We start from the raw sequence: 23,395 nt of genomic DNA on the forward strand, positions 1-23,395 counted from the left end.
GGCCCCCACCGTTCGCCCGGCCTCCACCGGCGCCCCGGCGGTCACCGGGCGGCCCTCCGGATGTACGGGGTGAGAGCCTCGGGGTCGGTCGCGGGGGCGGGCGGGGCGGCGACGAGGGCGTGGCCGGGGGTGAGGACGCAGAGCTGTCCGGCCTCGGCGCCGAGGGCGGTGCGCCAGAGGACGGCGGCGGGGACGGGCCGGGCGGTGGTCGGCACCAGGAGCCCGCCGTCGTGGCCGAGGTAGCGGGCGCCGTCCGCCCAGGGGAGGTCGTCCTCGGCGCCGAGGACGAGCAGTGCGGTGTCGTCGGCGAGGACGCCGAGCCGGGCGCCGTCGGCGATCCGGTCCCGGGTGGCGGCGGCCAGCGCGGGGACGGCCTCGTCGGTGGCGAGGACGGCGGCGGCGGTGAGCGGCGGTTCGCGGCGCTCCCAGCCGAGTCTGACGGCGGGCGGTGCGGCGGGCGGCGCGGCGGGAGCGACGGAGGGCGCGACGGCGGGCGGTGCGGCGGGAGCGACGGCCGGAGACGGGGCCGACGGGGCGTCGGGCGGCACGGTGGTCACGAGGGCGCGACCGCCGCGACCAGCTCGGCCCGTATGCCGGCCAGGCCGGCGGGCAGGTCCGCGGGGGCGAACCCGGCGTCGATCTCCCGCAGGGCGGCCTCCAGCCGGAGCCGCGCGTCGCGGCCCCCGGGCAGCTCGCGGTGGGCGGCGAGCAGCTCGGCCCCGGTGCGGGTGAGCCGTTCGGCGCGCGCGGCCGAACTGCGCGACAGTTCCTCGGCGGCGTGCACGAGGCTCTGGTTGGCGGCCTTCTCGATGAGGTCGCCGAGGGTGTCGCGGGCGAGCGCCTGGGTGTCGGCGGTCGGGGCGATCAGCGGCAGCACCCACAGGTCGCGGGCGGAGGCGGTGGTACGGCCGTCCAGGACGGCGGCGGCGGCGACCAGCCGTTGCGATCGGACGGCCCGCCGGTCGCCGATCGGCACGCCGGCGGCGCGCAGCCGGCGCAGCGCGGCGCCGAGCAGCGGGGTGACGTCGTCCAGGTCGCAGGTGCGGGCGGCGGCGGCGAGCCGGTCGAGGGCGCCGAGCAGGTCGGTGGGCCGGACGGAGGCGGCGGCGGGCCTGCGCCCGGCCTCCAGCAGTTCCTCCAGCCGGGCGTCGGCGACCGGCTCCACGAAGACGCGGGCGAGGAAGCGGTCGGCGAAGGCGGCGAGCGCGGGGTCGTCCGGCAGGTGGTTGGCGGCGCCGACACAGACCCGCAGCGGGCTGGCGAGGACGGTTCCGCCGCGCCGGAAGACGCGGTCGTTGAGCAGGCCGAGCAGGGTGTTGAGGACGGCCGTGGAGCCGAGGAAGACCTCGTCGAGGAAGGCGATGTCGGCCTCGGGCAGCATGCCGGCGGTCTCGAACTCGACCCGGCCCTCGCGCAGGCTGCGCAGGTCGACGGGGCCGAACAGCTCGTTGGGTTCGGTGAACCGGCCGAGCAGGTACTCGAAGTAGCGTCCGCCGAGCTGCGCGGCGACCCGGCGGACGGCCTCGGACTTGGCGGTGCCGGGCGGGCCGACGACCAGCAGGTGCTCGCCGGCGACCGCGCAGAGCGCCACGACCTCGGCCACCGTCTCACGGTCGATCATGCCCCGGCCGGCGGCGGCCACGGCGGCGCCGATCAGTTCGGCGTCCGGCCGGAGCGCGGCGGCGGGGTCGCCCGCCGGGTCGCCCGCCCGGCCGTCCACCAAGTCGCCCGCGAGGTCGTCCGCGAGGCCGTCCGCACAGGAGGGCGCAGGTACGGGCTCGGATGCGGGTGCGGGCTCGGCCGTGCGGGCGGCGGTCGGGATGCTGGTGTCGGTCACGAGCACCGGAGTCTACGGTGGCCGCACCGGGGGCGACCAGCGGTTTCGGAGGGGGCCGGAGGGGGTCAGTACTTGATCCGCTCCCAGCCCCGCTTCGGCGCCCGGTCGGCGAGCTGCTCCGGGTCGCGGCTGCGGTAGACGATGTAGGGGCGGAACAGGTACTGCACGGGGGCGCTGAACATGTGGACCAGGCGGGTGTACGGCAGCAGGGCGAACAGCGCCAGACCGACCACCGCGTGGAGCCTGAACGCGAGCGGGACGTCGGCCATCAGCCCGACGTCGGGCCGGAGGGTGAACAGGCTGCGGGCCCACGGGGCGATGGTGGTGCGGTAGTCGTACCCCTCGCTCACCGAGGAGTGCATCAGCTTGGCGACCAGTCCCAGGACGATCGCACCCAGCAGCACGACGTACATCAGCTTGTCGTTGCGGGTGGTGGCGCGGAACACGGCCGCGTTGCGGCGCCGGCGGTAGAGCAGCATCAGGATCCCGGCCACCGCCAGGGACCCGGCCGCGCAGCCCGCGAAGAGCGACACCAGGTGGTAGGCGTGCTCGTCCAGGCCGACGGCGTCCGTCCACGAGGCGGGGACGAACAGGCCCATCAGATGGCCGGCGAGGACGAAGAGGATGCCGTAGTGGAACATCGGCGAGGCGATGTTCAGCAGCCGCGACTCGTAGATCTCGGAGGAGCGGGTGGTCCAGCCGAACTTGTCGTAGCGGTACCGCCAGACCAGGCCGGAGACCAGCAGCACGGCGGCCAGGTACGGCAGCACGCCCCAGAGGAAGGTGTTCATCGGAGGAAGGTGTTCATCGGCGGACTCCGCTCAGGAGGGCAGGACGGGGAGCAGGCCGAGGTGGCCGTAGGGCGGGTCCGCGTCCAGGCCCACCTGCTCGCGCGGCGGCCCGCTGCGGGCGAGCGCCCGGGCGGCGGCCCGGTCCTTGGGGGACGGTCCGGGCAGGGTCGCGCAGACGGCGACGAGGACGTCGGCGTACGGCGTGCCGTGCTCGGTGAGGGCGAGCCGCAGGAGTTCGAGGGCCGGCCGGTGCTCGCGCAGCAGCGCGTCCGAGCCGGTGGCGGCCGCGAACTCCAGGACCGCGGGCAGGAAGTCGGGGAGCTCCTCGTCGGTGAACTCCAGGCCGTGCGCCCGGTAGACCTCCTTGAACCGGACCAGGGCCTCGCCGCGCCGCCGGGTGTCGCCGTCGGTCCACCAGCTGAGGTGGAGGCTGTGGCGCTGGGTGAAGTCGAAGGTCTCGACGTAGTCGGCGGCGAGTTCGGGGGCGGAGCGCGTCCCGGCGCGGGCGAGGAAGGCGCGCAGCGGTTCGGCGGCGGGGTGGCGGACCGGCCGGAGCTCCGCCGCCAGCAGCCGGAGGGTACCGGGGGCGTCCCGGTCGGGGTAGCAGAGCAGTACGGCGGCGGCCCGGCGCACCAGGGCGAGGTCCTCGGTCACCGGGGTTCCTCCTCGTCGGTCCGGTCGGCGGTCTGGCGTCTGCGCAGGGCGTGGAAGCTCTCGATCGTCACCATCGGCAGGGTCCGCCGGCCGGAGTCGGCGCCGACGGGCCCGTCGGCGCCGTCCGGCCCCATGCCCGGCCCTCCTTCGTGGTCGAGTCCGCAGCCGGTGGGGACGGCGGACTCCTCCAGCCGCTCGGCGTCGGCCCGCGCGGCGGTCGGGATGACGTACCGGTCCTCGTACTTGGCGACGGCGAGCAGCCGGAACAGCTCGTCGATCTGCGGACCGTCGAGACCGACGGCCCGGGCCGCGGCGAGGTCGGGCTCCCGGCCGAGGTTGACGGAGCGCATGTACGAGCGCATCGCGACGAGCCGGTCGAGGGCCGCGCGGACCGGGCGGGTGTCGCCCGCGGTGAACAGTTCGGCGAGGTATTCGAGCGGGATCCGCAGGGCGTCGATCGCACCGAAGAGGTTGCCGGGGTCCTCCCCGTCGTGGCCGCTCCGGGCGACCTCCTCGACGACCGGGGAGAGCGGCGGGATGTACCAGACCATGGGCATCGTCCGGTACTCCGGGTGGAGCGGCAGCGCGACCCGGTAGGTGCTGATGAGGGTGTGGACCGGCGAGCGGCGGGCGGCCTCGATCCAGTCGTGCGGGATGCCGTCGCGCTCGGCGGCCCGCCGCACCTCGGGGTCGGCCGGGTCGAGGAAGACACCCAACTGCGCTTCGTAGAGGTCGTGTTCGTCGGCCACGGAGGCGGCGGCGGCCACCCGGTCGGCGTCGTAGAGCATGACGCCGAGGTAGCGCAGCCGACCGACGCAGGTCTCGGAGCAGACGGTGGGCAGGCCGACCTCGACGCGCGGGTAGCAGAAGGTGCACTTCTCGGCCTTGCCGGTGCGGTGGTTGAAGTAGATCTTCTTGTACGGGCAGCCGGTCACGCACTGGCGCCAGCCCCGGCAGCCGTCCTGGTCGACGAGGACGATGCCGTCCTCCTCGCGCTTGTAGATCGCGCCGGACGGGCAGGCGGCGACGCAGGACGGGTTGAGGCAGTGTTCGCAGATCCGGGGCAGGTAGAACATGAAGCTCTGCTCGAACTCGAAGCGGATCCGGCGGCCCGCCTCGGTGCGCATCCGCTCCACGTTGGGGTCCTCGGGCCCGTACGTGGGCGCGCCGCCGAGGTCGTCGTCCCAGTTGGGCGACCACTCGACCGTCATCGGCTTGCCGGTGACGAGCGAGTGCGGGCGGGCGACGGGGTAGTCGTCGCCGAGCGGCGCGTCGGTGAGGGCCCGGTAGTCGTACGTCCAGGGCTCGTAGTAGTCCCGGAGGGTGGGGAGCACGGGGTTGGCGAAGATCGAGGCCAGCTTGAACAGCCGGCTGCCCTGCCTGAGCCGGAGCCGGCCCCGCCGGTCGAGCCGCCAGCCGCCCCGCCACTTCTCCTGGTCCTCGTAGCGGCGCGGGTAGCCGAGTCCGGGGCGGGTCTCGACGTTGTTGAACCAGGCGTACTCCATGCCCTGCCGGTTGGTCCAGGTCTGTTTGCAGGTGACGGAACAGGTGTGGCAGCCGATGCACTTGTCGAGGTTCATGACCATGGCGACCTGGGCCATGACGCGTCCGACGGGAGCTTCACGCTGGGGCATCAGTACCGCACCTCCTGGCTGCGGCGGCGGATCACCGTCACCTCGTCACGCTGGTTCCCGGTCGGGCCGAGGTAGTTGAACGCCCACGAGAGCTGGGCGTAGCCGCCGATCAGGTGGGTCGGTTTGAGCAGCACCCGGGTCAGCGAGTTGTGGATGCCGCCGCGCCGCCCGGTGGTCTCCGACCGGGGGACGTTGACGGTGCGTTCCTGGGCGTGGTGCATGTAGACCGTGCCGGGCGGCATGCGGTGGGAGACGACCGCGCGGGCGACGACGACGCCGTTGCGGTTGACGGCCTCGATCCAGTCGTTGTCCTCGACGCCGATGGCCGCCGCGTCCTCGACCGACATCCAGACGACCTGTCCGCCCCGCGAGAGGGCGAGCATGAAGAGGTTGTCCTGGTACTCGGAGTGGATCGACCACTTGTTGTGCGGGGTGAGGTAGCGGACCGTCACCTCCCGCTGCCCGTCCGGTCCGAGGGCGGGTTCGCCGAACAGCCGGTGCATGTCCAGCGGCGGCCGGTAGACGGGCAGCGCCTCCCCCAGCTCGTGCATCCAGTCGTGGTCGACGAAGAAGTGCTGCCGGCCGCTGAGCGTGTGCCAGGGCTTGAGGTGCTCCGTGTTGAGGGTGAACGGGCTGTAGCGGCGTCCGCCCGCCTCGCTGCCGGACCACTCGGGCGAGGTGATCACCGGGACCGGCGCGGCCTGGGTGTCGGCGTAGCCGATCCGCCGGCCCTCGTGCTCGGCGGCGAGGTGCGCCATCTGCTGCCCCGTACGGGCCTCCAGAGTGCGGAACCCCTGGGTGGCCAGCCGGCCGTTGGTGGTGCCGGACAGTGCCAGTACGGTGTCGGCCGCCTTGACGGCGGTGTCCAGCGCGGGGCGGCCGTCGGCGGGGCCGCCGCGGACCACCCCGTTGAGGCGCCTGAGGTACTCGACCTCCTCGTCCGGCCGCAGGGCGATGCCCTTGGCGGGCAGGCCGAGCCGTTCCACCAGCGGGCCGAGGGCCGCCATCTTGGCCCCGATCGCGGTGTAGTCGCGTTCGACGACGGTCAGGTTCGGCAGGGTCGCGCCGGGCACCGGCGCGCACTCCTCCTGGCGCCAGTCCAGGGCGACGCCGCCGGGCTGCGCCGTCTCGCCGGGGGTGTCGTGCTGGAACGGGGTGGCGACCAGGTCGTGCCGGGTGCCGAGGTGGTCGCGCGCCAGCTCGCTGAAGCGCCCGGCGATCGCGTGGAAGGCCTCGAAGTCGGTGCGCGCCTGCCAGGGCGGGTCGATCGCCGGGGTGAAGGCGTGCACGTACGGGTGCATGTCGGTGGAGGAGAGGTCGTGCTTCTCGTACCAGGTCGCGGCGGGCAGCACGACGTCCGACAGCAGCGTCGACGAGGTCATCCGGAAGTCCAGCGAGAGCAGCAGGTCGAGCTTCCCCTCCGGTGCCTCCTCGTGCCAGCGGACGTCGCGGGGGCGGACCGACTCGTCGGCCTCGCGGGCCCGCAGCGAGGAGTGGGTGCCCAGCAGGTGCCGGGTGAAGTACTCGGCGCCCTTGCCGGAGGAGCCGAGCAGGTTGGCCCGCCACAGCGTCATCACCCGGGGCCAGTTGGCGGGGGCGTCCGGGTCCTCGCAGGCGAACCCGAGCCGCCCGGCGGCGAGTTCGTCGACCACGTGGTCCTTCGGGTCGCGGCCCCGGGCCCGGGCCTCGTCGACCAGGTCGAGCGGGTTGCGGTCGAAGGTCGGGTAGGACGGCATCCAGCCGAGCCGGGCCGAACGGGCCAGCAGGTCGACGGTGGCCAGGCCGCGGAACCGGCCGGTGCCGAGCGGGGACGCGAGGACGTCCGCGGAGAAGGTGTCGTAGCGCCACTGGTCGGTGTGGAGGAAGAACCACCCGGTGCCGATCATCTGCCGGGGCGGGCGGGCCCAGTCGGCGGCGCCGGCCAGGGTCGCCCAGCCGGTCGACGGGCGGCACTTCTCCTGGCCGACGTAGTGCGCCCAGCCCCCGCCGTTGCGGCCCTGGCAGCCGGTGAGGGTCAGCAGGGCGAGGAACGTGCGGTAGATCGTCTCGGAGTGGAACCAGTGGTTGGTCCCGGCGCCCATCAGGATCATGCACCGGCCCTCGGACTCCTCGGCCGTCCGCGCGAACTCCCGTGCCACGCGCACCGCCTGGGCCGCCGGCACGGAGGTGTGCAGCTCCTGCCAGGCGGGGGTGCCGGGCGTTCGCCCGTCGTCGTAGGAGGACGGCCAGTGCCCCGGCAGGTCGGCGCGGCCGACCCCGTACTGGGCGAGCAGGAGGTCGTACACGGTGGTGACCAGCGGCCCGTCCGGGCCGCCGAGCCTGGTCGCGGGCACACCCCGGCGGACGGTCTCGCCGCGGCCCTGGCCGTGCTCGCCGCCCTCGGTGTCGAAGCGCGGCAGCAGCACCTCCACGGGCTCCGCGGCCCCGTCCGCGTACAGCGACAGGCGCGGGCGGACGTCCTGGAGGTCGAGGTTCCACCGGCCCTTGCCGGACTCGGTCCAGCGGAAGCCGAGCGAGCCGTTGGGCACGGCCGGGCGCCCGGTCGCCTCGTCGAGCACGGCGAGCTTCCACTCGGCGCCCTCTCCGGTGTCGCCCAGGTCGCTCGCCCGGACGAACTTGTCGGCCACGAACGCCCCGTCCCGGGCGGTGAGCGTGACCAGGAACGGCAGGTCGGTGAAGCGGCGGACGTAGTCCTCGAAGAACGGCGTCGGCCGGTCCACGAAGAACTCGCGCAGGATCACGTGCCCCATCGCGAAGGCGAGCGCGCCGTCCGTCCCCGGGTGCGGGTGCATCCACTCGTCGGCGAACTTGGTGTTGTCCGCGTAGTCCGGGGAGACGGCCACCACCTTCTGGCCCCGGTAGCGGGCCTCGGCCATCCAGTGCGCGTCCGGGGTCCGCGTGACGGGCACGTTGGAGCCCCACATCATCAGGTAGGCGGCGTCCCACCAGTCACCCGACTCCGGGACGTCGGTCTGGTCGCCGAACACCTGCGGCGAGGCGACCGGCAGGTCCGCGTACCAGTCGTAGAAGGAGAGCATCGGGGCGCCGATGAGGGAGTGGAAGCGGGCGCCCGCCGCGTGCGACACCATCGACATCGCGGGGATCGGCGAGAACCCGGCGATCCGGTCCGGGCCGTACTGCCTGACGGTGTGGACGTGCGCGGCGGCGATGATCTCCACCGCCTCGTCCCAGCTCGCCCGGACGAGCCCGCCCTTGCCGCGGGCCCTCTGGTAGGCGCGGCGGCGCTCCGGATCCGCCTGGATGTCGGCCCAGGCCAGCACCGGGTCCTTCAGCCGGCCCAGCGCCTCGCGGTACAGCTCCAGCAGCGTCCCGCGCACGTACGGGTAGCGCACCCGGGTGGGCGAGTAGGTGTACCAGGAGAAGGCGGCGCCGCGCGGGCAGCCGCGCGGCTCGTACTCGGGCCGGTCCGGGCCGACGGACGGGTAGTCGGTGGCCTGGGTCTCCCAGGTGATGATCCCGTCCTTGACGTAGACCTTCCAGCGGCACGACCCGGTGCAGTTGACGCCGTGGGTGGAGTGGACGACCTTGTCGTGGCTCCAGCGGTCCCGGTAGAAGGCGTCCGACTCGCGTCCGCCGGTGATCCGCACGCTGTGCAGGTCGGCCGCCGCCGTCCCGGGGCGGAAGAACCGGCCGGCCCGCAGCAGCGGGGCCCCCGGCTCGCCCGCCGGCCCCACCTCGCCGGTTCCGCTCGTCTGCCCCGGCTCGCTCGTCGGCTCGCGCACCTGGCACCTTCCCGTTCCGGACCCGCCCGTGGGGCCATCGAACCCGAGGGCGGCCCGGCGCGCGCGGCGGGAGGTCCCATCGGGTGGGCGGCCTCCCCGCACTGGGCCTTCCCGTCCGACCCCGCCCTGTTCCGTCCCGCCCCGTCCCGCCCCGTCCCGCCCCGTCCCGCCCCGTCCCGTCCCGTCCGACCGGCGTGCGGGGGCGTTCCGACTGGCGGGACCGGCGCGCGGGCGCTGCGATGGAGGTCATGAACGAGCCCAGCGACCGCCGGTGGGCCGCGCCGCCCCCGGGGGCCGGCGCGGTGGTGATGGCGACCGGGATCATCTCGGTCGGCTTCCACCTCACCGGCTTCGACGTGCTCTCGACGGTGGCGCTCGTCCTGGCCGCGGCGATCTGGCTGCTCCTCGCGGCCGGCTTCGCCGCGCTGCTGGTCGGCGACCGGCGGGGTTGGACCTCCCTCGCGCGGACCCCGCCCGCCCTCACGGCGGTGGCCGCCACCGACGTGCTCGGCGTCCGGCTCGACCTGCTGGGCTGGACCGGGACGGCCGCCGCGCTGCTCGTCCTCGCCACCGCGGCCTGGCCGGTCCTGCTGACGGCGGTGCTGCGCCACCTCGGGCGGCGGATGCCGGGCGCGGCGTTCCTGATCTGCGTCGCCACCCAGGGCCTCGCCGTACTGGCCGCCGTCCTCGCCCCGCAGACCACCGACTGGCTCGCCCGGGCGGCCCTGCTGCTGTTCCTGCTGGGGCTGGTCCTGTACGGGGACGCGCTGTTCCGCTTCGACCTCCGCCAGGTGGCGACGGGGGCCGGCGACCACTGGGTCGCGGGCGGGGCCATGGCCATCTCCGCCCTCGCCGGTTCCAAGCTGCTCGCGTCGGGGGTCTGGTCGGGGACGGCGCGCTCCGTCCTGCGGACGACCACCCTCGTCCTGCTCGCACTCGCGCTCGCCTGGTACCTGGTCCTGCTCTGCGCCGAACTCCTGCGCCCCCGGACCGGGTACGACCTGCGCCGCTGGTCCACGGTCTTCCCGCTGGGCATGACCGCCGTGGCGTGCCTCTCCACGGCCGCCGCCGCGCGGGTGCCCTGGCTGGACACGCTCGGCCGCCCGCTGCTGTGGGTCGCCGCGGCGGTCTGGCTGCTCACCGCCTGGGGGGCGGTCCGCCGGGTCCGGCGGGTCCGCCCGTCGCGGCGGACCGGGGAGCCCGTCGCCGTCCGGGACGGCTGACCCCGCGAGGTCCCGGCGGCCCTCCGGCCGGGCCGCCCGGGGCCTCGCGGGCTCCCGGCTCGCGGGCTCCGGGCCGCCGGGCAGCCGGGCAGCCGGGCAGCCGGGCTGCCTGCGGCGCGGGCCTCACAGATCCCGGCGGCGCAGGACGATCACGGCGACCAGCAGGGAGAGGACCGGCCAGGCCGCGTACGCCGCCCAGGAACCGCCGACCGTCGCCGGGTACGGCGGCAGGAGCGTCTCCGTCAGGTCGACCCTGGCCAGCCGCTGCCAGGCGGTGAGCGGCATGGCGTGCCCGACGAGGGCCGTCCAGCGGTTGCTCTCGGAGAAGGACGCCGGGGCGAGGAAGAGCAGCAGGACCGTGGTGACCACGGTGCCCGCGGCGTGCCGGATCAGGACGCCCAGAGCCAGGCCGACGAACGCGCAGACCGGGGCCAGCAGCGCGGCGGCCGACACGACCCGCAGAGCGCCGGGGTCGGTGATCGACAGACCGAGGTGCCGGCCCGACAGGATCGCCTGGCCGAAGCCGAACGACACGCCCGCGGTGAGGCCGCCGTAGCCGAGCATGACCACCGCCAGGACGGACGCCTTGGCCGTCACCACCGCGCGGCGGTCGGGGACGGCCGCGAGCGTGGTGCGGATCATCCCCGTGGCGTACTCGCTGACGATCACGACGGCGCCGACGCTGCCGGCGACGATCATCACGATGTCGGCGGCGAACACGGTGAACGAGGCGTTCGTCGCGGCCCACGAGGCCCCGGCCGCCGACACCGGGTCGTCGGGGGTGGTGTGGTCGTAGGTGTACTTCGCGGCCTTGAGGTTGGCGCCGATGACGACCAGGGCGCTCACGCCCAGCACCCACGGCATCGAGCGGAGCGACCAGAACCTGATCCACTCGGCGGCGAACAGGTCGCGGAACCGGGCGCGGGGCTCGGTGCCGGCCCGGGGCACGGTGGCGGTCCGGGGCTCGGTGGCGGTCCGGGGCCCGGGCGGGGCGCCGGCCGGCGCGCTCACCGGGGCGCCGATCGGAGTGGTGGGCGCGCTCATCGGTGGTCTCCTGCGGCGTACTCGACGCTGTCGGCGGTGAGTTCCCTGAAGGCGTCCTCCAGGGAGGCCGCACGGGTGGTCAGCTCCTGGACCAGGAGCCTTCGTTCGAGGGCGAGTTCGCCGATCCGGCTCGCGTCGAGGCCCGTCACGGTGAGCGAACCGTCACCGCCCTCCGGCCGGACGGTGCCGCCCGCGGCCCTCAGCACGGCCGCGAGCGCGGCGGGTTCTGCGGTACGGACGGACACGGCCTGCCGGGTGCCGCGGGCGGCGAACTCCGCCACGCTCTCGGCGGCGATCAGCTCGCCGCGCCCGATGACCACCAGCCGGTCCGCGGTGTGCTCCATCTCGCTCATCAGATGGCTGGAGACGAACACCGTCCGGCCCTCGGCCGCGAGGCGTCGGAACAGGCCGCGCACCCAGAACACCCCCTCCGGGTCCAGCCCGTTGAGCGGCTCGTCGAACAGCAGCACCGGCGGATCCCCGAGCAGCGCCGTCGCGATGCCGAGCCGCTGCCTCATACCGAGCGAGTACCCGGCGATCCGGCGGCCCGCCGCCCCGGCCAGCCCGACCTCCTCCAGCACCTCGTCCACCCGGCCGCGCGGCAGCGCGTTGCTCCGGGCCAGTGCCCGCAGATGGGCCCGGCTGCTGCGACCCCCGTGGACGTCGCCCGCGTCGAGCAGGGCGCCGACGTGGCGCAGACCGCGCGGCCGGTCCCGGAACGGGCGGCCGTCGACGGTGACGGTGCCGCCGGTGGGGTCGTTGAGACCCAGGACCATGCGCAGGGTGGTGCTCTTGCCGGCGCCGTTCGGCCCGAGGAAGCCGGTGACGTGGCCGGGGTGGACGGTGAAGGTGAGGCCGTCGACCGCGGTGGTGCGGCCGAAGCGCTTCGTCAGTTCACGGACTTCGATCATGGGCTCAACGGTGCCGGGGCCGGGCCCGCCGGGGCATCGGACCGGGGTCGACACCCGACCGGAGGGACTGTCACCCCTGGTCGTACGACCGTGGTCCGATGGCGGGGCCCGGTCGCCTGGATACGATCACCGCATGTCAGCGCCGCTCCCCCCGCCCCTGTCCACGTCCCCGGCATCGTCGCCGCCGTCGCCGTCGCCGTCGCCGGGGACCGTGCCGCCGGCGAAGCGCGTGCCGCCGGGTGTGTGGACGGCCCTGGCCTGGTGCCTCTCGCTGGTGTACCCCTTCGTGGTGGTCGGCGCGCGCCCGCACACCGTCCCGTCCGACCGGCCCGGCCTCCCCCCGGAGCTCCAGGGCTGGACCACCACCGTGCTCGCCACCCTGGTCGCGTTCGCCGCCGCCGCGCTGCTGCGACGGTGGCCACTGCTGTCCACGGGCCTCCTGCTCGCGGCCACCGTCGCGCAGACGGAGACCTGGCGCTCCGACGTGCAGCTGCCCCCGACGGCGCTGCTGGCGGTCGACGCCGCGCTCTGCCTGGTCGCGGCCACCCGGCCGCGTCGCACCTCGCGCGCCGTCTTCGCGTTGGTGCTGGGCGTGCTGGTCACCCACCTGGGCATGATCAGCGAGCTCGGCGGCGGTCTGCTCAGCGGTACCGGCGTCGGCGCCTCGGACGGGGGCATCCTGGTCGCCGTCATCGCCTGGCTGGTCGGCCGGTCCGTGCGCCAGTCCCGGGAGCACGCCGAGACGTTGAGCGCCCGGGCGGCCGCCCAGGCCGCGACCGCCGAACGGCTGCGCATCGCCCGCGAGATGCACGACACGGTGGCGCACAGCATCGGCATCGTCGCGCTGCAGGCCGGCGCGGCACGGCGGGTCATCGACACCCGGCCGGACCGGGCCCGCGAGGCCCTGGCCGAGATCGAGGCCGCGGGGCGGGAGACGCTCGCCGGCCTGCGCCGGATGCTCGGGGCGCTGCGCCAGGCCGACCGGGAGGACCACGCCGGCACGGACGCCTCCCGGGGCCCGGCTCCGCACGCGGGCACGGGCGCCGCCCCGGGCGCGGCCACGGTCACCGCCCCGCACGCGGGCGCCGAACCGACTCCGCCGCACCGGCCACCGGGCCTCGCCGGACTGGACCGGCTCACCTCCGCGACGACGGCCGCCGGCGTGCGGGTCGACGTCCACTGGCACGGCGAACGGCGCCCGCTCCCGCCGGAGGTCGACCTCGCCGCCTTCCGCATCATCCAGGAGTCGGTCACCAACGTGGTCCGCCACGCGGCCACCCCGTCCTGCCGGGTGTCCGTCGACTGCCGGAACGCGGACGAGGTGGCCGTCGAGATCACCGACGCCGGCCTCGGCCGCAGGAACACCACCGGCAGCGGCTACGGCCTCGCCGGTCTGCGCGAGCGGGTCGCCCTGCTGAACGGCGAGTTCCACGCCGCGCCCCGGACGGGTGGCGGCTTCCGGGTCGCGGCCCGGTTGCCCGTGCCGGGAGGGGTGCGATGACCGTCCGCGTGGTGCTGGCCGACGACCAGCCGCTGGTCCGGGCCGCGTTGGAGATGGTCATCTCGGAGACCACCGACCTGGAGGTCGTCGGCGAGGCCGGAACCGGCGCCGAGGCGGTCCGGCTGGCCGGGGAACTGCGCCCCGACGTCGTGGTGATGGACATCCGCATGCCCGGCATGGACGGCATCGAGGCCACCCGTCTGGTCACCGCCGGCCCGGAACCGGTGCGCGTCGTGGTGCTCACCACCTTCGACGAGGACGAGTACGTCTACGCCTCCCTGCGGGCGGGGGCGTCCGGATTCCTCGTCAAGGACATGGCGTTGGACGACATCCTCGCCGCCGTCCGGGTGGTCGCCGCCGGGGACGCCCTGATCGCGCCGAGCGTCACCCGGCGCCTGATCGCCGAGTTCGCCGGCCGGCCCGAACCCGCCCCGGCGCCGGCCTCCGCAGCTGCGCCGGTGGCGGCGGCGCGACGGATCGGCGGCGTCACCGACCGGGAGCGGGAGATCCTCACCCTCGTCGGGCGCGGCCTGTCCAACGGCGAGATCGCCGGGGAGCTTGTCCTGTCGATGGCCACCGTCAAGACGTACGTGACACGGCTGCTCTCCAAGCTCGACGCGCGTGACCGCGTCCACCTGGTGATCCTGGCGTACGAGGCGGGGCTGGTCACACTGCCCCGCTGAGCCGGCCGCTCCCCGCCGGGCTTCCTTCCCACCCGCCTCCGCCGTGTCGACCGCACCTCCCGCGGCTCCCCAGGGTAGGAATGGCTCGCGGGGGCCGGAGCGGCGAGGCGGAGGACCACCGATGGCGACGGACGGGCAGATCGTACGGCAACTGCGCGACATCCGGACCGAGTTGACTCCAGGCGGTGAACCGCCCGCACTGGTGGCGGCGTTCGCGACCGGCCGGGGCCGGCTGGGGGTGCTCGCCGAACTGGCCGCCCAGCAGCAGCGGATCATCACCTCCGACCGCCGCAGCCTGCTGCTGCTCGCCACCCGCTGCGCCGACGCACCGCTCGGCGCCTGGTTCGCCGCACTGGCCGACGGCGAGAGCGCCGCGCTGGACACCCTGCCCGCCCTGGGTTCCGCCTGCGGGCTGTCCGCCGAGGCGGTGGCCCGCCCGCCGATGCCCGGCTGCCAGGCCTACCCGGCGTATCTCGCCTGGCTGGCACTGAACGGGCGGCCGGTCGCCGTCGCGGCTGCGCTCGTCGCCAACTTCGCGGCCTGGGGCCGATACTGCGCAGCCCTCGCCGAAGCGCTCCGCCGCCACCACGGTTTCGAGGACGAGGCCTGCGCGTTCTTCGACTTCTTCGGCCGGCCGGCCACCGGGCTGGAACGGGCCGCCGCCGAGGCGATCGGAGCGGCAGGGCTGACGGCGCCGGAGACGGACGCCGCACGCGAGTACGGCCGGCTCCTGCAAGCGTACGAACAGCTCTTCTGGAACACGCTCGCCGAGCTGCCCGGCAACTGGTTGGACGAGCGTAAGGTCTGACAACGATTCCCTTCAGTCCCCTTCGGGCGTCCCCGTGTTCGGATCCGCCGACGTCTCCGCCGCGCCGGACCTGGCCCGGCTCAAGGCACGGATCCGCTCCACGGCCACGGCCCGGCCTCGGAGGAGTAGATGCCGAGCAGCTGACGTCGTCGCCGTCCTGCTCGTCGAACGCAGTGGTCGAAGTCACCGTCGGCGAGCGGTGCGCGGCGTTTCAGGACGGCTTCGGCCCCGGCGCTCCGCCCGGCCGTCGACGCGTTCGTCGGACAAATTCGCTACCTGGCGGCCGGAGCGCCGTGATACACAACCGGGGTGCAAAACACTTTGGAGTTCCCCGAGGTCCTGCGGCTGATCGAAGACCGTTCGGCCGCGTTCCGCGCCGCGATCGCGTCCGCCCCCGACCTCGACGTCCAGGTCCCGGCCTGCCCGGACTGGACGCTGCGCGAACTGGCGCAGCACCTCGGCGACGGTCGCCGCCGCCAGGCCGCCATCGTCGCCGCGGGCCCGGGCGCCGCGCCCCCGGCGAAGACGGACCCGAAGGGCGCCCCGACCGCGCCCCGCGACCGCGAAGCCCTGGACGCCTGGCTCGCCGAGTCGACCGGGCTCATGCTCGACGCGATGCGCGAGGCCGGCCCGGACCGCGGCTGCTGGACCTGGTGGGGCCGCTCGCAGGCCCCGGAGACCAGCGGAGCCCTGGCCAGGCACCAGATCCAGGAGATCGCCGTCCACACCTACGACGTCCAGCTCACCCAGGGGGCCGCGCAGCCGCTGCCGACGGACGTCGCGGTCGAGGGCGTCGACGAGTTCCTGACGACCGTTTCGGCGACGACCGTCCCCTGGCCGTTCAAGCCGGCGACCATCGACCTGCACGCGACCGAGGGCCGCTCCTGGCGCCTGACCCTCAACGCCGACGGCGTCCACTGCGACGACCTCGCCGCCGACGCGGAGCCGGGCGACCTGGCGATCCGGGGCGCAGCCAGCGAACTGGTCCTCTACTTCTACGCGCGCATCCCGCTCGACGGCCTGGAGATCACGGGCGACACCGAGCCGATGGACCAGCTCGCGGAGTGGGACCCGAACGCGTAGGACGCGCACTTGTGACGCCCCTGTCGGTCGTGCGCGCGCTCCTGCGGGCGTCGCCGGAAGCGGAGTTGCGACCATCGCGCGGCTGCGGGCAGGCTGCGGGCCGCCGTGGACGAAGGCCACGCCGCAGGTGCGCTGCAGGTCGTCGGGAGCCGGTCGGGCCGTCCCCGCTCGGCCCGGTTCCTGCGACGGTGGGCCGGACACCGCGCGGGCCGCACTCTGCGTTCGAGTGCGGCCCGCGCGGGGTGCCGTCCGGTCAGACCTGCCAGTGCGGCTTTCCGCTGACCATCCGGCAGGTGATTACCCGGCCACCGGCCTCGTGGGTGCTCTTGCCCAAGTCGTCGTTGCGGCAGAACTGGCCCGCCTTGTAGCAGTTGCCCGCGTTGGAGCGGATCTCGCAGTCCCCGGCCGCAGCCGCCTTGGTCTCGGGGGCCTTCGGCTCGGCGACCGGCGGCTCCGGGTCGGTGGGCGGCTGGGCCGTGGTCACCTTGGGCTGCGGCGCCGCCTTGGTGGGCGTCGGCTGCGCCTTGGGCGTCACCGGTGCGGCGGGCTGGACCGGCTTGGTGGGCTGGGTCTGCGGCGCGGGCGGCTGCGCGACCGCGGGGGGCGGCACCGCGACGTCCGTGGTCGGCGCGGCGGTCGGCGCCGGCGGGGTCGTCGGCTGGACGGGCGCGGCCGCGGGCGTGTTCGGCGGGACCACCGGTTCGGGCGCGGTCGCGGGGACGGTGGCGGACGTCGTGGCGGCCGAGGTGACGGTGTCCGCCGTCGTGGGGTCACAACCGGTCAGTGCGAGACCGACGGTGAAGACGAGTCCGGCGACGGCGGCCAGGCCGCGACGACCGCCGCGCATCCGTGAAGGCATGGACGTGAACGCTCCGTTCCACTTGAAAGAGGATCGTGAGTCAATCAGCTCTTCCACCGGACATGTCCATCGTTCAAGCACTTGTGAGCAGATCGAGATCTGGCGATCACGGAGAGTCGATCATCGGGCAGATTCGATCACATTCAGCCCTACTTCTGTCACGCCCCCGGCCCACCGATCAGGGCGTGACGGGGATGTTCGTCAAGCCGGCAGTCGCCCGCGCGACGGTGTTGGACGCGTACACCACGTTGGGGCGTCCGGAGCAGGCGGACACGGAGGTGATCCGGATCGCGTACGCGCCGACACCGCCGAGGTCCGAGGTGTTGCTGCGCCAGACGTTCCCGCAGCCGTTCGGGAAGGACGGCGTGGTGGCCGGATTGTGCGTCTCGTAACCGTTGGCGAAGGTCCCCGGCGAGGAGAACGTGCCCTTGTTGCCCTCGATCAGATAGCCGCTGCCCTTGACGTCGACCCACGAGTCGGCGGAGTTCTGGCCGCTGATGCCGCGTCCGTCGAACGTGTTGCCCCTGATCGTGCCGCCCGAGGTGCCCTCCTTCACGTCGACCCCCTCGGCCGTGACGTACGGCCCGATGCGGTTGCCCTCCACCAGCACCCGGTCCGAGCGGTCCGCGCCGTTGCTGTTGCCGTGGCAGCCCCAGTTGGAGTTCGCCGAACCGAGGTAGACGCCTTCGCCGTACTCGGGCTGGACCCGGCCGGTGTACTCGACGACCGCGTTGCGGAGCACCCCGTCGGCGGAGGAGCGGCGGAAGTGCACGCCCTCGTCGTCGATGTGGTGCACGTACAGGCCGTCGATCACCACGTGCGGCGAACCGTCCAGCACCACGCCCTTCTTGGAGTCCTTCACGGTGAAGCCGGTGAGGTTCCAGTACGACGCGCCGTACAGCCAGAGCCCGTAACCGGAGTCCCAGCCGGAGGTGGGCGCCGGGCAGGAGGGGGCGGAGCCGGAGGGGCCGTCGTTGACCAGGACGGCGGTGCGCGGCCCGGTGAGCGTGACGGGCTTGTCGGCGGTGCCCGGCCGCTGGGCGACGAAGGCGCCCCGGTACTTACCGGGGGCGAGCCGGATCGTCTGCCCGGGCACGGCCTCCGCCAGCGCGGCCTTCAACTGGGCCGCGGTGGAGACGTCGACGGTCTGTGCGGCGGGGGCCGCGAAGGCCGCCGCCGGAACGGCGGGCGCGAGCAGGGCCGCCGCCGCGGCGGCGAGGAGAGCGAAGCGGGGGAACACGCGACCTCCGGTGGAGTCGTCGACGAAGGATCAAGTAAAGCTCCCTAACTTCCTTCCCCGCACCGCCCGCCCTCACGCCCGCCCCCACACCCGCATCCCGCCGAGACACCCGGCCGAGCCCCTCGACCGACCCCGAACCAGAACTCGGCAAGTACGGTCCTGTGGTGGGCCCCGCGCACACGCGCACGCTCGGCAGGGCCGTGTCCGAGCTCTCCGAGAGGCACTACCGATGCACCCGAGTGCTGCCCGACTGTCCGGGATCCTGCCACCGCACGCCGGAGCCGGCGATCCCGTCGACCGGGACGAGGCGGCCCGCAGGTAGGGCACTCCCTTCCCGGCGGACCACCGGGACTTCGTCTCCGTCTACGGTGGTGGGTCGATCAACAACTCGCTCTCCGTCGGGCTGCCGCCGGAGGTTGTTCGCACGGCTGTCGGCGCCCCGTGCCGGCTCCCTCGGCGAAGAACGAGGCACGGTCGGCGCTCAGCGGCGGAACGCTGCTGTGGCGATCTCGATGAATGATCGGATCAACGGGCTGGTTTCCCCTCTGTTGCACACCACCACCACCCGGCTCGGCGCCATGTCGATCAGCGGCACCACGGTCAACTCTGCGGGCAGGTCGTGTCCGAGCGGCGCCAGGCCGACAGTGCCGTTCCACAGCACCGCGTGCAGGCACTCCTGGACGGCGCGCACGACTGGTCCCTCACGCGGCCTGCCGCCGTTCCAGTACTCCTGCCAGACGTGGTCGGTGCCCTGCGGGAACTGGAACCAGCGGCGGTCGCGCAGCTCGGCCAGCCGCAGCCGGTCGCGGCGGGCCAGCGGGTCGTCGGCGCGCAGCACGACGCCGACCGGATCGGCCCGCAGCGTACGCACCGTCAGGGCGGTCTCGTCGAACGGCGCCCGGGTGAGGGCGACGTCGACCAGTCCGGCGCGCAGTCCGCACGTCGGGTCGGTCAGATCGGTGTCGCGGATGTGGATGTCCAGGCCGGGGTGGTTACGGCGGTACGCCGCAGCCAGCCTGGCCACTCCCGGGTCCGTGCCGTCGCCCAGGATGCCGACGGTGATGGTCTCGGCGCCGGCTGCCGCGCTCACGCGTACCCGGACGCGGTCGGCGTGGTCGAGCAGGGCTCGCGCCTCGTCGAGCAGCACCGCGCCCACCGGAGTGAGCGTGACGCCGGTGGTCGAGCGGGCGAGGAGCAGAGCCCCGACCTCGGCCTCCAGTTGCTTGATCGCGCGGCTCAGCGGCGGCTGGCTCATGTGCAGCCGGGTGGCGGCCCGGCCGAAGTGAAGTTCCTCGGCGACCGCCACGAAGTAGCGCAAGGTCCGTAGCTCCACGCTGCAACGATACCCACCAGGTATCGGTGCCGCGGAACGGGTCTTGGACACCGGCGGGCTCCCGGCGGTGCACTCGTGAACATGACCGAAGAAGCGAAGGGCACCGAACCGCAGGCCGACCCCGTCATCTCGGTGGTGGGTCCCCTGGACGGCGAGACGATCGTTCTGGGTACCACGCGCATGCGCGTTCTGGAGGACGGCAGCCACACCGGCCACCGCCTCGCGATCGCCGAGTCCGTCCTCGCCCCGCACACGCAGGGCCCGCCGCAGCACCGCCACGGCCGACACGACGAGGGCTTCTACGTGCTGTCCGGCACCGTGCGGTTCACCGTCGGGGAGGAGGACTACGACGCCGCCGCGGGCACGCTCGTGATGGTTCCGCCCGGCACCCCGCACACCTTCGCCAACCTGACGGACCAACCCGCTGTCATGCTCAGCACCTTCACGCCCGACCTGTACGTGCAGTACTTCCGAGACCTTCAGGAGTCGCTCGCCGACGGCCGGCCGCTGACGCCGCAGGCCAACGTCGACGCGATGAGTCGCTACGCGACACAGCCCGCCACCGACCCCGTCTGAACCCGACGGGACGGAGCCGCCCAGCCGCCCCACTCCAGGGCTTCCCTGGCAATCGAAGCAATCGACGTGATCGACGTGATCGACGTGATCGACGTGATCGACGTGATCGACGCAATCGACAGGCCCCCGCGAACCGGGGGCCATGAACGGGAACCATGAACATCGCCTACTGGATCGTCGCGGGACTGCTCGCGCTCTTCTACTTCTACGCGGGCACGCTGAAGGTGATCCGCAGCCGCGATCGACTCCGCCCGATGATGGCCTGGGTCGACCGCACGCCCTTGCCGGCCCTGCGGGCGCTGGGGACGATCGAGGTACTGGGCGCGACCGGTCTGGTCCTGCCACCGCTGACCGGCACCGCTCCCTGGCTGGCGCCGGCCGCGGCCATCGGCTTCGTACTCCTGCAGACCGGTGCGATCGCCGTTCACCTGACGGGCGGAGACCGCCGGATCACACTCAACGTCGGACTCGTCGTCACCGCGGCCGTGACCGCCTGGTTGGCAGCCGGCCCGTGATCGTGGATCGGTCGCCCCCGACCTGCGGAGACGAGCCACCGCGCAAGGGCGAGCGACCGCGCGAGGACGAGCGACCGCGCGCCGGCCAGGTGGCTCCGCCGGAACCGCGCAGCGCGCCACCGCGTCCGTCGTGGGCATGAGCGAAAGCCCCGCAGGACGGACCGCCCGGGTGCACCCCAGGGCCGGGGGCTGCACCGGATGCCTTCTCGCCGGCCTCGGCGCGACGACCGGGGCCCTCGTGTGGGCACCGCGGGCCGCCCTCCGTGTCGACGGCGGATTCGAGGGTCATGCCCGCGATCTGGGCGTGCTCCTCGTCGATCTGCCACTCATCGTGCTCGGCGGCGTCCTGGTACCGCTCCTCGCCCGGGCGCTGGTCGCGAGGTGGGTGCCCCGTCCCTGGCTCGCGGCACTCGCGGCCGTGGCCGTGCTCGCGCTCGCGGCGTGGGGACTCGCCGAGTGGTACGCCCCCCGCCACCGGCCGGACCCCGGTTACGGCCCCGGGATCTGACCACCCGAGGTTCCGGTGGCCAGGTCGCCGCCCGGGTGCGGCGATCCGGCCGACGGCGCGTCCGGCCGCCGCCCGACCGACGGTCAGTCGACCGGGGCGGAGCGGCGTTCGAAGACCTCGGGGCGGGCGATGTCCAGCGCCGTGGCGACGGCGCCCAGCAGGACGGCCTCGTCGCCGAGCAGGCTCGGGGCGAGCGCCGGACGCATCACCGTGAGCCCGCGGAGGGCGTGCTCCAACGGTTCGAGCAGGAGGTCGGCGCTGGCGCCGACGCCGCCACCGAGGACGACCAGATCGGGGTCGAGGACCGCCGACAGCACGGCGGTCGCGTAGGCGAGTTGCCCGGCGGCGCGGCGGACGGCGACAGCGGCGGCCGGGTCACCGCCCCGAGCCGCCTCGAACACCTGCCGCGCCGTGAGCGGCCCCGGCATGCCCAGGTCCAGTGCCGTGCGCACGATCGCGTCGGCGGCCGTCGCCTCCTCGATCGTGCCGCCCGGCTCGCCGTCCGGCCCCGGCGGCAGGGGGACGAGGCCGACCTCGCCGAGGGCACCGTGCGCTCCCGTGAGCGGTTCGCCGTCCTTGACCACCCCCACCCCGAGCCCGGTACCGACCAGCAGGTAGGCGAACATCCGGCTGCCGCTCCCGCGGCCCGCCCCCAGGGTGTACTCGCCTAGGGCGGCGAGGTTCGCGTCGTTGCCCACGGTGATCCCGGTCTCCAGACCGGCGGCTATCCGGTCGAACAGCCCGGGTCTGCCCCAGTCGGGCAGGCTGGTGGCGTACCGCACGCCGCGCTGCTCCTCGTCCCAGACGCCGGGTGTGCCGATCACCGCGTGGACGATCTCCCCCGCCGTCAGGCCCGCCTCGGTCGTGGTCTCCCGGGCCGCCGCCACGACCGCGTCGGCCACCGCGTCGGCGGTGCGGCCCCTGTTGGGCACGTCGCGCCGGGCCACGATCGTGCCGGCGAGGTCGGCGACCGCCACCCGCAGCCGGGCCCGGCCGATGTCGACGCCGAGCACGTACCCGGCCGTCGGGTCCGGTTCGTACAGGACGGCGGTGCGACCGCGCTCGGGGACGTAGCGGCCCGCCTCCCGGGCGAGCCCGGCCGCTTCCAGCGTGGCGAGCGCGGTCGAGACGGTGGGCTTGGAGAGGCCGGTGTCACGGGCGAGCTGGGCCCGCGAGGACGGGCCGCCGGTGCGCAGCAGTTCCAGCAGCAGCCACTCGTTGTTGCTGCGCAGCCGCTGCCGGTTCCACGGCTGCGGCTGCGTCCCGGCCACCGGAACGGCGGTCGGTGGGTGGCTGTTCATCGGATCATCCTCCGGTCCGGACGCTGCGCGGAGCACCCGGTCGGCGCCCCGGCCTGGGCACCGCCCAGTATGACCGGTCGTCAACCCCCTCACCGGCGGGTTTTCCCCCGGCGGGCCGGGCACCGAAGGGCCGGGGGCCGTCCGTCCAGGAACCGTCCGCCCGGGTCGGGACTCAGCCGACCCAACTGCCGGTGAGCCGCTGGACGGCCGAGCCGTCGAGGTCGGCGAGCTTGGCGCCGACGAAGGCACGGGCCCGCTCGGAGGTCTGTACCCGGAAGGGCGGCCGTTCGGCGGTGAGCGCCTCGACGACGGTCGCGGCGGCCTCCTCCGAGCTCTGGGCCTGGCCGAAGGCCGCGAGGGTGCGCTCGGCGTACGACTGCAGGGCGGGGGCGTACGGGCCGGCTGCGGTCAGCAGGGCGGGCAGGTCGATGGCCTGGCTGGCGACGAACTCGCTGGCCACCGCGCCGGGTTCGACCACGGTGACGTGGACGCCGACGGTCGCGGCGACCGGGGCGAGGGATTCCATGAAGCCCTCGACGGCGAACTTGGCGGCGCAGTACGCCTCGTTGAAGGGCTGGCCGACCACGCCGCCGACGCTGGTGACGGTGACCACCCGGCCGCCGCTCGCCCGCAGGTGCGGCAGGGCGGCGCGGGTGACCTCGACGACACCGAAGAAGTTGACCTCCATCGCCGCCCGGACGGGGTCGAGGCCGTCCTGCTCGACGGTGCCGACGCGGCCGGCGCCCGCGTTGTTGACCACGGCGTCGAGTCGGCCGTACCGGGCGATCAGCGCGTCCAGGCACGCGGCGACGGATCCGGGCTCCGTGACGTCGAGCCGGGCGACCTCGACCCGGTCGGCGACCCCGGCGTCGGCGGCGGCGGCCGTCAGCGCGCCGGAGCGGCCGGTGTCCCGCATGGTCGCGACGACGCGGTAGCCGGCGCGGGCCGCCCCCACCGCGGCGGCGAGACCGATGCCGGAGGACGTGCCGGTGATCAGGACGGTGCGGTCGGCGGTCGCCGGACCGGTCGCCGGACCGGTCGCCGAAGTGATCGCCGGAGTGGTCGCCGGGCCCGTCGCCGGGCCGGTCGTCGGAGTGGCCATCGAAACTCCCTGGAGTTTGTGTGCGTGCACACACACCATAGCAGGATGC

At 74.4% G+C, this 23,395-nt stretch carries 21 protein-coding genes; 8 read left to right on the forward strand and 13 right to left on the reverse strand.

Features of this window, described 5'->3' with window-relative positions; translation table 11 throughout:
* Positions 1–41: 41 nt before the first annotated feature.
* From PUR56_RS41305 to PUR56_RS41330, 6 genes are all read right to left on the reverse strand, one after another.
* Positions 42–557, reverse strand: coding sequence for a bpX5 domain-containing protein (locus PUR56_RS41305; protein ID WP_329952759.1), 516 nt, complete (start codon positions 555–557; stop codon positions 42–44).
* Positions 554–1,837, reverse strand: a complete 1,284-nt coding sequence (locus PUR56_RS41310) for an AAA family ATPase (RefSeq protein WP_329952760.1) — start codon at positions 1,835–1,837, stop codon at positions 554–556. The genes PUR56_RS41305 and PUR56_RS41310 overlap by 4 nt, the downstream gene beginning before the upstream one ends.
* Positions 1,838–1,902: 65 nt before the next feature.
* On the reverse strand, positions 1,903–2,628 hold the full coding sequence (narI, locus tag PUR56_RS41315) for a respiratory nitrate reductase subunit gamma (protein WP_329952761.1): 726 nt from the start codon (positions 2,626–2,628) through the stop codon (positions 1,903–1,905).
* A 30-nt stretch (positions 2,629–2,658) separates the two neighbouring features.
* Entirely contained in the window at positions 2,659–3,282 is a 624-nt protein-coding gene (gene narJ, locus PUR56_RS41320) for a nitrate reductase molybdenum cofactor assembly chaperone (RefSeq protein WP_329881063.1), read from the reverse strand.
* Complete coding sequence (gene narH, locus PUR56_RS41325) at positions 3,279–4,916, reverse strand: nitrate reductase subunit beta (protein WP_329952762.1); 1,638 nt, start codon at positions 4,914–4,916, stop codon at positions 3,279–3,281. Before narH ends, narJ begins: the two co-directional genes overlap by 4 nt.
* Positions 4,916–8,611 (reverse strand): nitrate reductase subunit alpha, encoded by a 3,696-nt coding sequence (locus tag PUR56_RS41330; RefSeq protein WP_329952828.1) that lies wholly within the window; start codon positions 8,609–8,611, stop codon positions 4,916–4,918. The genes narH and PUR56_RS41330 overlap by 1 nt, the downstream gene beginning before the upstream one ends.
* Positions 8,612–8,898: 287 nt before the next feature.
* On the opposite strand from PUR56_RS41330, the gene PUR56_RS41335 reads away from it, so the two are divergent.
* Positions 8,899–9,882, forward strand: coding sequence for a tellurite resistance/C4-dicarboxylate transporter family protein (locus tag PUR56_RS41335; RefSeq protein WP_380353768.1), 984 nt, complete (start codon positions 8,899–8,901; stop codon positions 9,880–9,882).
* Positions 9,883–10,005: 123 nt separating this feature from the next.
* On the opposite strand, the gene PUR56_RS41340 is transcribed toward PUR56_RS41335, so the two are convergent.
* Both PUR56_RS41340 and PUR56_RS41345 read right to left on the reverse strand, forming a co-directional pair.
* A complete protein-coding gene (locus tag PUR56_RS41340; RefSeq protein ID WP_329952764.1) occupies positions 10,006–10,926 on the reverse strand; it encodes an ABC transporter permease in 921 nt (306 codons plus the stop codon).
* Complete coding sequence (locus PUR56_RS41345) at positions 10,923–11,837, reverse strand: ABC transporter ATP-binding protein (RefSeq protein WP_329952765.1); 915 nt, start codon at positions 11,835–11,837, stop codon at positions 10,923–10,925. Before PUR56_RS41345 ends, PUR56_RS41340 begins: the two co-directional genes overlap by 4 nt.
* Positions 11,838–11,970: 133 nt before the next feature.
* On the opposite strand from PUR56_RS41345, the gene PUR56_RS41350 reads away from it, so the two are divergent.
* The 4 genes from PUR56_RS41350 to PUR56_RS41365 all read left to right on the forward strand — a co-directional run bounded on the left by PUR56_RS41350 (position 11,971) and on the right by PUR56_RS41365 (position 15,912).
* On the forward strand, positions 11,971–13,338 hold the full coding sequence (locus PUR56_RS41350; protein ID WP_329952766.1) for a sensor histidine kinase: 1,368 nt from the start codon (positions 11,971–11,973) through the stop codon (positions 13,336–13,338).
* A complete protein-coding gene (locus tag PUR56_RS41355; protein ID WP_329952767.1) occupies positions 13,335–14,021 on the forward strand; it encodes a response regulator transcription factor in 687 nt (228 codons plus the stop codon). Before PUR56_RS41350 ends, PUR56_RS41355 begins: the two co-directional genes overlap by 4 nt.
* A gap of 121 nt (positions 14,022–14,142) precedes the next feature.
* The gene (locus PUR56_RS41360) at positions 14,143–14,829 is read left to right on the forward strand and encodes a transcriptional regulator (protein ID WP_329952768.1); all 687 of its coding nucleotides are present in this window, start codon (positions 14,143–14,145) and stop codon (positions 14,827–14,829) included.
* Between the two features lie 309 nt (positions 14,830–15,138).
* Positions 15,139–15,912, forward strand: coding sequence for a maleylpyruvate isomerase family mycothiol-dependent enzyme (locus tag PUR56_RS41365; RefSeq protein WP_329952769.1), 774 nt, complete (start codon positions 15,139–15,141; stop codon positions 15,910–15,912).
* A gap of 253 nt (positions 15,913–16,165) precedes the next feature.
* Here the strand turns inward: PUR56_RS41365 and PUR56_RS41370 are convergent, their stop codons facing one another.
* From PUR56_RS41370 to PUR56_RS41380, 3 genes are all read right to left on the reverse strand, one after another.
* Complete coding sequence (locus PUR56_RS41370) at positions 16,166–16,771, reverse strand: hypothetical protein (RefSeq protein ID WP_329952770.1); 606 nt, start codon at positions 16,769–16,771, stop codon at positions 16,166–16,168.
* Positions 16,772–16,949: 178 nt separating this feature from the next.
* Positions 16,950–18,011, reverse strand: a complete 1,062-nt coding sequence (locus PUR56_RS41375; protein ID WP_329952771.1) for a right-handed parallel beta-helix repeat-containing protein — start codon at positions 18,009–18,011, stop codon at positions 16,950–16,952.
* Positions 18,012–18,492: 481 nt separating this feature from the next.
* Positions 18,493–19,344: a LysR family transcriptional regulator gene (locus PUR56_RS41380; RefSeq protein WP_329952772.1), complete on the reverse strand. Its 852-nt coding sequence runs from the start codon at positions 19,342–19,344 to the stop codon at positions 18,493–18,495.
* 81 nt (positions 19,345–19,425) lie between these two features.
* Between PUR56_RS41380 and PUR56_RS41385 the strand changes: the two genes are divergently transcribed.
* The 3 genes from PUR56_RS41385 (at position 19,426) to PUR56_RS41395 (ending at position 20,943) form a co-directional block, all read left to right on the forward strand.
* Complete coding sequence (locus PUR56_RS41385; protein ID WP_329952773.1) at positions 19,426–19,920, forward strand: cupin domain-containing protein; 495 nt, start codon at positions 19,426–19,428, stop codon at positions 19,918–19,920.
* A gap of 155 nt (positions 19,921–20,075) precedes the next feature.
* Complete coding sequence (locus PUR56_RS41390; protein ID WP_329952774.1) at positions 20,076–20,435, forward strand: DoxX family protein; 360 nt, start codon at positions 20,076–20,078, stop codon at positions 20,433–20,435.
* A gap of 304 nt (positions 20,436–20,739) precedes the next feature.
* Positions 20,740–20,943, forward strand: a complete 204-nt coding sequence (locus PUR56_RS41395) for a hypothetical protein (RefSeq protein ID WP_329952775.1) — start codon at positions 20,740–20,742, stop codon at positions 20,941–20,943.
* An 83-nt stretch (positions 20,944–21,026) separates the two neighbouring features.
* On the opposite strand, the gene PUR56_RS41400 is transcribed toward PUR56_RS41395, so the two are convergent.
* Together PUR56_RS41400 and PUR56_RS41405 are read right to left on the reverse strand one after the other, a co-directional pair.
* Entirely contained in the window at positions 21,027–22,244 is a 1,218-nt protein-coding gene (locus PUR56_RS41400) for an ROK family transcriptional regulator (RefSeq protein WP_329952776.1), read from the reverse strand.
* Positions 22,245–22,416: 172 nt separating this feature from the next.
* The gene (locus PUR56_RS41405) at positions 22,417–23,346 is read right to left on the reverse strand and encodes an SDR family NAD(P)-dependent oxidoreductase (RefSeq protein WP_329952777.1); all 930 of its coding nucleotides are present in this window, start codon (positions 23,344–23,346) and stop codon (positions 22,417–22,419) included.
* Positions 23,347–23,395: the final 49 nt, after the last annotated feature.

Origin of the sequence: Streptomyces sp. BE303, from assembly GCF_036290945.1 — a bacterium.
GTDB lineage: Bacteria > Actinomycetota > Actinomycetes > Streptomycetales > Streptomycetaceae > Kitasatospora.

Coding starts and splice junctions, on each gene's coding strand:
- PUR56_RS41355 (WP_329952767.1), top strand. CDS start 13,335: ATGACCGTCCGCGTGGTGCTGGCCGACGACCAGCCGCTGGTCCGGGCC.
- PUR56_RS41340 (WP_329952764.1), bottom strand. CDS start 10,926: ATGAGCGCGCCCACCACTCCGATCGGCGCCCCGGTGAGCGCGCCGGCC.
- PUR56_RS41385 (WP_329952773.1), top strand. CDS start 19,426: ATGACCGAAGAAGCGAAGGGCACCGAACCGCAGGCCGACCCCGTCATC.
- PUR56_RS41360 (WP_329952768.1), top strand. CDS start 14,143: ATGGCGACGGACGGGCAGATCGTACGGCAACTGCGCGACATCCGGACC.
- PUR56_RS41390 (WP_329952774.1), top strand. CDS start 20,076: ATGAACATCGCCTACTGGATCGTCGCGGGACTGCTCGCGCTCTTCTAC.
- PUR56_RS41350 (WP_329952766.1), top strand. CDS start 11,971: ATGTCAGCGCCGCTCCCCCCGCCCCTGTCCACGTCCCCGGCATCGTCG.
- PUR56_RS41405 (WP_329952777.1), bottom strand. CDS start 23,346: ATGGCCACTCCGACGACCGGCCCGGCGACGGGCCCGGCGACCACTCCG.
- PUR56_RS41335 (WP_380353768.1), top strand. CDS start 8,899: ATGGAGGTCATGAACGAGCCCAGCGACCGCCGGTGGGCCGCGCCGCCC.
- narH (WP_329952762.1), bottom strand. CDS start 4,916: ATGCCCCAGCGTGAAGCTCCCGTCGGACGCGTCATGGCCCAGGTCGCC.
- PUR56_RS41370 (WP_329952770.1), bottom strand. CDS start 16,771: ATGCCTTCACGGATGCGCGGCGGTCGTCGCGGCCTGGCCGCCGTCGCC.
- narI (WP_329952761.1), bottom strand. CDS start 2,628: ATGAACACCTTCCTCTGGGGCGTGCTGCCGTACCTGGCCGCCGTGCTG.
- PUR56_RS41345 (WP_329952765.1), bottom strand. CDS start 11,837: ATGATCGAAGTCCGTGAACTGACGAAGCGCTTCGGCCGCACCACCGCG.
- PUR56_RS41400 (WP_329952776.1), bottom strand. CDS start 22,244: ATGAACAGCCACCCACCGACCGCCGTTCCGGTGGCCGGGACGCAGCCG.